Below are 8,617 nucleotides of genomic sequence, written 5' to 3' on the forward strand. Positions count from 1 at the left end.
CATGAGAACGTCGAAGATGTGATTGCTACTGCTTGGAAATGGCACCAAAACCATCCTAATGGCTATGAAGATAAATAAAATTAAAACGACTTACCGCAATTTTTCTTCTGTTGCAGTAAGTCGTTTTTTTAGTTATTAGCTGCTTCCTGAATAACTTTTAAGGCGTTCAAGCTACGAGGATAGCCAATATAGGGTACATTTTGCAATACGATCTTAGTCAAAAATGCTTCATCATTACCCACACGGATATTTGCTTTAGCATGAGCTAGCAATTGGGGTTCAACGCCACCTTGAGCTGCTAAATAACAAAAAGTTATCAGCTCTCGATCCTGATCGCTTAATCCAGTTCTTGTATAATAATCGCCAAAACAGTTAGCAGTCAACCAACGATTAATGGTTCCTTTTTTAGAAAAATCTTTCATTTGTGGTCCAAACAATCTTATCTGAGTTTCTTCGCCTTTTGATAATCGCGTCTGTTCATTGGTTGTTGCTTGTCCTGGTAATGGTAAGCTTTCACTCCGATTTTGTAAAATCTCGTTGGTAATTTTGAAAAATGGCATTACTCTTGCCATTCCTAGATAATCTAAAGCTTGATACAGAACTTCTTTAACCTCAATTGCAGTAAGTCCATGAGCTAAAAATACTGGTAGCATCAGTCGATATTCATCTGTTGCCTGACAACCAAGTAGATAGCCGATTGTGGATAAGTCCTTGCTTCTACGTGGTATGTCAATCTCACCATCAACTTCTTTAAAAGCAAAGTTGGTCATTGTCGCGAATACCTCGGGATCAGTTTCTGTTAAAAAGCGATGAGCTTGAATGGCCTCTTCTTCATAAGTCATGTTTTTAACCACCTTTCTATCTGCTTTAATTATAAAAAGCAGTTTTGGCAATTAAAAATACTTATTTTTGATCCTGAGAGATAACTTTTAGCTATCAAAAAACGATTACCACATCTGACAACCGTTTTTAGTGATGTTAATTGATATTCTTGCCTTCGTAGCAATCTTTCATCAAAGTACTGATTTGAGCAATTAATGGTGAAACTGGATTAGTTACCGTATTCTGATCGCCATATGCTTCAACTGCTAATTCATCAACTTTAGCTAAGAATTTCTTCTGGTTGACGCCATATTCTTTGAAAGCCAATTTAATGCCAACAGCGTGGGCTAAATCAATGATCTTAGCAACCAGTTTTTCCACTAATTCATGATCTGTTGTTGCGCTCAAGCCTAAGGCACGAGCAATTTCTGCATAATCGCTTTCTGCACGGTAAACCGAATAGTGAGGCCACATAGCTAATTTCTCTGGTCGCTTAGCATTGAAGCGAATTACTTGTGGCAAGGCCACGGCATCGCTGACACCACTTGGGATATCAAAGCTTGCACCAACAGCATGAGCAATTGAATGTTCCAATCCTAGAAAGGCATTAGAGTATGCCATTCCTGCAATCGTAGCAGCATCATGCATCCGTTTGCGGGCATCTAAATCGCCATTATATGAAGCTTCCAAATTATTGAAAATCGTCTTAATTGCCTCAAGCGACCAGCCTCTAGTGAAATCAGTCGCCATTGTCGAAACATAACTTTCAATTGCGTGTCCTAAAGCTTCAAAGCCTGACCAAGCAATTAAGCGTTGTGGCAATTCGGTGACAAATTGATCATCAACAATCGAAACATCTGGGTTTAAAGCATAATCGCAAAGAGTATGTTTAATTCCCGTTTTGGCATCGGTAATAACTGCAACTGGCGATACTTCAGATCCTGTACCCGAAGTAGTTGGAATACATACTAACTTAACCTTATTATGCTTAGGAAAACGAACAACCCGTTTTCTAATATCAAGGAATTTTTGATAAGCTTCTTCAAAACTCATTTGCGGATTTTCGTAGAATAAGCGCATTGCTTTAGCGGCATCCATGACTGAGCCACCACCGATCGCAATAATTGCATCTGGTTTAAAAATCTTCATCCGGTGAACGCCATCTTTAACAACTTCAGTATCTGGACTTAAGGTAACGGCTTTAAAGACTTCATATTCTTTGTTATCTCGACGCTTGGAAATAATATCTGTGATCTCATCAGCAAACCCTTGATCGGCTACCCCTTCGTCAGTCACAATGAAGAAGCGATGAACATCAGGCATATGCTTCAAGTAGTTGGCAGCATTGTGTTCAAAATAAGTTTTAGCAGGAACCTTGATCCACTGCATATTGTCGCGTCTCATAGCGACAGTTTTGATATTAAGTAAATCTTTGGCACCAACATTATGTGAAAAGATATTAGCACCATAAGAACCAGTACCCAAAGTTAACGATGGCAACATGTTATTGTACAAATCACCAATCCCACCTAAAGCTGCTGGTGAGTTAACCAAAATTCGACAAGCATCCATTTTCATGGCAAATTCATCGATCACCTTTTGATCATTAGAATGAATTCCCGCTGTGTGTCCACGACCACCGTAGTTTAGTAATGCTCGACAAATTCTAAAGCCATCTTCATGACCCTTAGCTCTGTATAAAGTAAAGACTGGCGATAATTTTTCGGCAGATAATGGATAAGCCTTACCAACACCTTGATATTCAGCAATGATAACTTTGGTATCTTCTGGAACCTCAACACCACATAACTTAGCAATTTCATAAGCAGATTTACCAGCTACAGGTCCTGCTACTGTGCCTCGCTTCGGATCGATGAAGTGAGTCTCAAACTTTTTGATTTCTGCTTTATTCAAGAAGTAGCAATTCCACCGTTTGAATTCAGCTTTAACTTGGTCATAAACATCATCAACAACGACCGAGTTTTCAGAAGCACAAACCATGCCGTTATCAAAGGTCTTCGACAAAATAATGTCATAAACTGCACGATCTGTGTTAGCAGTTTTTTCAATGTAGGATGGGCCATTACCAGGACCAACACCGATAGCAGGTTTACCTGATGAATAAGCAGCTTTGACCATGCCAGGACCGCCAGTTGCTAAAATTGTTTGCACATCTGGATGATTCATCAAATCGGAAGTAGCTTGAATGCTTGGCTCTTCAATCCATTGGATAGCATTCTTAGGTGCGCCGGCTGCTTCAGCGGCAGCTTGAATGATTTTACCTGTAGCAACACAGCATTTTTGAGCTTGTGGGTGAAAACCAAATATAATTGTATTTCTGGTTTTAAGGGCTAACATCGCTTTGAAAATTACCGTTGAAGTTGGATTGGTAACCGGAGTTACACCTGCAATTACCCCTTTTGGCTCAGCGATCTTAGTTAAACCTAATTCTTTATCTTCATCGATGATTCCAACCGTCTTTTCGTGACGTAAGCTGTTCCAGATATTTTCACTGGCATACATGTTTTTGATTGTCTTATCTTCGACAATTCCACGACCAGTTTCTTCAACTGCCATCTTGGCCAACATGTAAGCATTCTTTTCACCAGCAGTCGCAACTGCCTCACAAATATGATCAACCTGTTCCTGACTAAAGTCAGCCATTTGATCAAGAGCGACATGTGATTTTTTTACTAATTCATCCACATTTTGCTTTATTTGTTTAGCTTTATCTTCTGGATTTGCCGGTATTTTTTCTTGTGTTTTCAACATCATCCGTGCCTCTTTTATCCCGTTAATCAATTGTGAATTAATTTACAATGCTAACTATAGCACAGTTGAAAATAATGTAAATAGCAAATTCATATTTTCATTAAGTGAAAAAAAGCTTTATATTGCAAGCATATTTGCTCCTATGTACATGAAAGCGTTACCTAAAGATATAAGTTTGTGAATTAACAAACTTATATGTGAATAGCTTTTTATCGTTAGCAACTGATGCCAATGTTTATAATTACACTAAAATTGGCGCCACTTTCAGCTTTTTTTCTTGTGCAATGCTACAATTATTTTTATAGGGGAGGAATAGTATGAAAAATAAAGAAAAACCTGCTTCAGCTGGCTATAAACGGTCACTAAGCAATTCCCATATTCAGCTTATCGCTTTAGGCGGAGCTGTCGGAACTGGCTTGTTCTTAGGTGTTGGCGATAGTATTCATCGAGCTGGACCTAGCGTAATTTTGATTTATATCATTGTTGGAATTTTTCTATTTCTTTTGATGCGAGCCCTTGGCGAGCTTATCATGTCAGACCTAAACAAGCATACCTACATCGAATTTATCGAAAAATATCTTGGAAAGGACATTGGCTTTATCACCGGATATTTATACTGGATCAGTTGGGTTAGTCTTGGCATGGCGGAAATCACCGCGCTAGGGATTTATTTTCAATATTGGTTCCCTCACCTGCCAACTTGGCTTCCGGGAACAATCACAATTGTGTGCTTGCTCTTAATTAATTTGATCTCAGCTAGATTCTTCGGTAACCTCGAATTTAGTTTTGCCATTATAAAAATTCTGATGATCATTGCCTTTGTTATTTTCGTCGCTACTTTATTCTTTACAGGCGAAAAAACTAGCTTTGGACCAGTCGTTTTGGCCAACCTAGATGATCATGGCGGTTTCTTTGCTAGAGATTATCATGGTTTCTTTCAAGGCTTTCAGATGGTCATTTTTAGTTTCATCGGAGTTGAATTAATTGGATTAACAGCTGCTGAAGCTCGTGATCCTGAGGTAACAATTCGGCGCGCAATTGATCAATTGCCTATCCGGATTATTTTGTTTTATGTCCTTGCTATCTTAGCAATCTTACTAGTGATTCCCTGGTCAAAAGTAGCAACTGATGCTAGTCCTTTCGTTCAGGCTCTGGGGGCTACAGGAATGCGCGATGCTAGTTCATTAATAAATTTTGTAGTGATCTCAGCTGCTATCTCTTCAACCAACAGTTTTTTATATAGTGCAGGAAGACTGCTCTTTTCTGTTAGTTTTAATGGCAAAGGCAAATGGAACCAAACTTTCGGCAAACTATCTAGACGACAATTGCCACAGAATGCTTTAATTCTATCGGCAGTCTTAATGGGGTTAGCACCACTTATTACCTTGGTAATTGGTAATGAAGCTTTTAATTTTATCTCATCAACCTCAACCAGTATGTTTTTGATTATCTGGTGTTTGATGATTTTAACCCACATTGTCTATCGCAAGCAGACTCCTGCTGGTGACTTACCGGATTTCAAAATGCCAGGTTTCCCAGTATTGGATTATCTAGTGTTGCTGTTTTTCATCAGCATGATCTTGTTACTATTAATTTTGCCAAACTATCGTTTGGCAATTAGTACCGCAATTCTGGTATTTATCGTTCTGTATGCGATTACTAAACTTTGGCGTAAAGAAACAGAAGACCAACTTGGCTAGGTCCTTTTAGTGGACGGCACACGTCGTCTTCTTTTTATTTTATAGTCTTGATTAATTTAGCAGGTACTCCTGCCACGATACTATTTGGCGCCACATTCTTGGTTACCACTGCTCCAGCAGCTACGACTGCATTTTTACCCACTCGAACTCCTGGTAAAATTGTCGCTCCTGCACCAATCCAAGCATTTTTCTCAATTACTACTGGACTCAACTTTAATTCCTTTCGTCTTTCTGGATCTAAGCAATGATTAACTGTAATGATCTTGGCCCCTGGTCCGATTAAAACATCATCTTCAATCGTAATTTTTCCAAGATCAGTCATCATAACGCCCATATTAATGAAAACTCGTTCTCCAATTTTGATTCTAAAACCACAATCTGAATAAAATGGCAATCTTATCTCCGAGGAAGCTGGTACAGGACGACCCATAATTTCACTTAAAAGCTGACGCTTTTCGCAGTCATAGTGACGATCACAATTTAGATTTTGTAACAATCGTTGATTTTGGCAAATTCTTTGTTGCTCTGCTTCACTTAAGTTCATTTTTATCTTTCCTTTGACTTAATTCTGTTGCTAAAACCAAGTTTAAAGGGTAAGCTTAAAAATGTAAAAAAATTATTAATTATCAATTTCAATAATAATTTATTATGGTGAAACAATGGAACTAAGAGTACTCAACTATTTTTTAGCAACTGCCCAAGAGCAAAATATGACGCGCGCTGCTGAAAAACTACTTGTGTCACAGCCCGCGCTTTCAAGACAAATTGCAGATCTTGAAGATGAATTAGGCGTCAAATTATTTATTCGTCAACCAAGAAAACTGATCTTAACTCCTGCTGGCCGCTATTTACAGGAACAAGCGCGGGAAATTCTTACTTTAGCGGATAAAACTAAGCAAAATCTACAATTTACTTCAGTAATCAGTGGTGATTTAACTATCGGTGCTGGTGAAAGTTACGGCATGCAACGAGTAATGTCAGTTGTCAGCGACATCATCAAGGATTATCCGCTAGTTAATATCGATCTCTTCAGTGGGTCATACGCTACGACTGAAGCTAAGTTAAATAATGGCACAATTGATTTTGCTGTCATTATGGGCGATTTACCACTGACTAATTATGAAGTCCTACAATTGCCTGAAAAGGACCAATGGGGCGTATTAATGCCAGCGTCAGATCCCCTAGCTAATAAAGCAGAAGTTAGAGCTGGTGATTTAGTAAATCGTCAACTTTTGATCTCAACGCAAGCTAAAATGCGCAATCGCTTCCAAGAATGGTTCGGTAATTATTACAAGCAGATCAATATTATTGGGAACTATAATTTAGTTTACAATGCAAGTTTAATGGCAGAAAACAATTCTGCAATCGTTATGACTTACGATCGTTTGACTAACACGAATGGACGTAATTTAGTTTTTCGTCCATTAGCACCAGCCCAATATGAACCGATCAATGTTATTTGGAAACATGAAACGGCGCTATCACCTGTGGCTCAACTATTTCTTAATCGCCTAAAAGCATCAATTCAAGACTCTGAAAACTAAAAAAGCAATCGTCTTGGTAGACTATCTACCAGTTCGATTGCTTTTTTGCTATTAATGTTTAGAAAAATTTCGACGCAACTTTTGCATTAACGTGAGTGACTTACGAAGTCGATCAGCAGGCACATGCTCTCTGATCGCACGTAAAGTCTTTTTAGGATCACGCGTGTTAAAGATAAAGTTACCACTATTTTTTGTTCTAATTTCAAAGCGTGGAATGTAGCGACCTCCGAAATGAATATCTGCAACAACGTAAGTAATTTCGTTCCACGGAATCTGAACATAATCGCCAACATTGCGTTCGTTATAGAACTCAAATGAACGATCGCCCACCATTACTTGACCATAAGATGGCATTCCGCGATACCAAGTCGCATTAACCGTCAGTTCGACTGCCGTATTAATTGATTTAACCATTGTTTATTAAAGAATACCCCAAACGTGGAAGAGCACACCAACAACGAAAATACCGATGATGATCCAGATAGGAGAAACTTTCTTCTTCAATAACCACATGCAAAGGAAAGTCAAAAGCAAACCTGCCAAACCTGGAATCAATTGATCCAAGTTGTTTTGCAAAGTAGTGGTTTTAACGTTGGTCAAAGCTTTACCGTTGCCCATATTCCATTGCAACAATGCTTCTTGGATACCCTTACCACCTGAAGCAAGCTTATCCCATTCAATGTAACCACCCTTTTGAATAGGGGTTTGAGAAACGATTGGCGTAAACTTAATGCTTACCCAACGTTCAATCAAGGAACCAAGGACGAACATACCCATCATTGAGGCACCACGGGTAACCTTCTTCAACATACCACCGGACATGTCGTTAGTGATGGCTGAACCAGCCTTGTAACCAAATTCTTGAGTGTACCATAAGAAACCAAGTCTGATTAAGTTCCAAATTACGAAGAAAAGAATTGGTCCAAGGATGTTGCCTTGAATAGCCATTGATGCACCTAAAGCACCAACGATAGGACGAACAGTAAACCAGAAGACTGGGTCACCAACACCGGCCAAAGGTCCCATCATACCAACCTTAACACCTTGTATAGCTTCGTCTTGAACGTTTACGCCATTAGCTTTATCTTCTTCCAAAGCCAAGGTAACACCCAAAACTGGAGCAGCAATGTATGGGTGAGTATTGAAGAATACCAAGTGTCTTTGCAAGGCTGCTGCCATATCTTCTTTATTTGGATATAACTTTCTTAATGCGGGAATAAGTGAATATACGTAACCACCATTTTGCATTCTTTCATAGTTCCATGAACCTTGAAGGAATTGTGAGTGCCACATAACGCTGAAGCGATCGCGCTTAGTTAATTTAACTTCTTTATCTGCCATTTTGAGAATCCTCCTCTAAGCGTCTTTTTAATAATCATCAATGATATCGCCGAGTGGATCTCCAGTACTTGCATTACCGGAGTTTGAACCACCGTTGCCACCCTTAGCTTCAAGAGCCAAGTACATTAAAGCAACTGCAAGACCGATTGCACCAAGGGCAATTAAAGTTAAATCTTTAATCGCAGCCAATGCAAAACCGATAGCGAAGAATGGCCATACTTCTTTTGAAGCCATCATGTTGATAACCATTGCATAACCAACGGCAACAACCATACCACCACCGATAGTCATACCATCAAAACTTATAGTATTATAAGCTGTGAAAATTTAACATACTAAAATATGAAAACATACAAAGAGGCGGAAGCCTCTGGCCCCCGCCTCTTTCATATTCCGCTAGCTCCGGCTGTCAGACTCGAACTGACGACATCTTGATTA

At 39.1% G+C, this 8,617-nt stretch carries 7 protein-coding genes and 1 pseudogene; 2 read left to right on the forward strand and 6 right to left on the reverse strand.

Features of this window, described 5'->3' with window-relative positions:
- Positions 1-128: 128 nt before the first annotated feature.
- Together BN52_RS04875 and adhE are read right to left on the reverse strand one after the other, a co-directional pair.
- Positions 129-842 carry a carboxymuconolactone decarboxylase family protein gene (locus tag BN52_RS04875; RefSeq protein WP_008473187.1) on the reverse strand — a complete coding sequence of 238 codons (714 nt, stop codon included), beginning with the start codon at positions 840-842 and terminating at the stop codon, positions 129-131.
- A gap of 136 nt (positions 843-978) precedes the next feature.
- Positions 979-3,594 (reverse strand): bifunctional acetaldehyde-CoA/alcohol dehydrogenase, encoded by a 2,616-nt coding sequence (gene adhE, locus BN52_RS04880; protein WP_008473189.1) that lies wholly within the window; start codon positions 3,592-3,594, stop codon positions 979-981.
- Positions 3,595-3,911: 317 nt separating this feature from the next.
- Between adhE and BN52_RS04885 the strand changes: the two genes are divergently transcribed.
- Complete coding sequence (locus BN52_RS04885) at positions 3,912-5,294, forward strand: amino acid permease (protein WP_008473191.1); 1,383 nt, start codon at positions 3,912-3,914, stop codon at positions 5,292-5,294.
- A gap of 34 nt (positions 5,295-5,328) precedes the next feature.
- Here the strand turns inward: BN52_RS04885 and BN52_RS04890 are convergent, their stop codons facing one another.
- The gene (locus BN52_RS04890) at positions 5,329-5,838 is read right to left on the reverse strand and encodes a DapH/DapD/GlmU-related protein (protein WP_008473192.1); all 510 of its coding nucleotides are present in this window, start codon (positions 5,836-5,838) and stop codon (positions 5,329-5,331) included.
- Between the two features lie 115 nt (positions 5,839-5,953).
- On the opposite strand from BN52_RS04890, the gene BN52_RS04895 reads away from it, so the two are divergent.
- Positions 5,954-6,838, forward strand: coding sequence for a LysR family transcriptional regulator (locus BN52_RS04895; RefSeq protein WP_008473193.1), 885 nt, complete (start codon positions 5,954-5,956; stop codon positions 6,836-6,838).
- Between the two features lie 51 nt (positions 6,839-6,889).
- On the opposite strand, the gene BN52_RS04900 is transcribed toward BN52_RS04895, so the two are convergent.
- The 3 genes and pseudogenes from BN52_RS04900 to BN52_RS04910 form a co-directional block, all read right to left on the reverse strand.
- Entirely contained in the window at positions 6,890-7,252 is a 363-nt protein-coding gene (locus BN52_RS04900) for a DUF956 family protein (protein ID WP_008473194.1), read from the reverse strand.
- Between the two features lie 6 nt (positions 7,253-7,258).
- The gene (locus BN52_RS04905; RefSeq protein ID WP_008473195.1) at positions 7,259-8,179 is read right to left on the reverse strand and encodes a PTS system mannose/fructose/sorbose family transporter subunit IID; all 921 of its coding nucleotides are present in this window, start codon (positions 8,177-8,179) and stop codon (positions 7,259-7,261) included.
- 27 nt (positions 8,180-8,206) lie between these two features.
- Positions 8,207-8,476: pseudogene (locus tag BN52_RS04910) on the reverse strand (PTS sugar transporter subunit IIC); the annotation flags it as partial.
- Between the last annotated feature and the right edge of the window lie 141 nt (positions 8,477-8,617).

It is taken from the genome of Lactobacillus gigeriorum DSM 23908 = CRBIP 24.85 (assembly GCF_000296855.1).
Lineage (GTDB): Bacteria > Bacillota > Bacilli > Lactobacillales > Lactobacillaceae > Lactobacillus > Lactobacillus gigeriorum.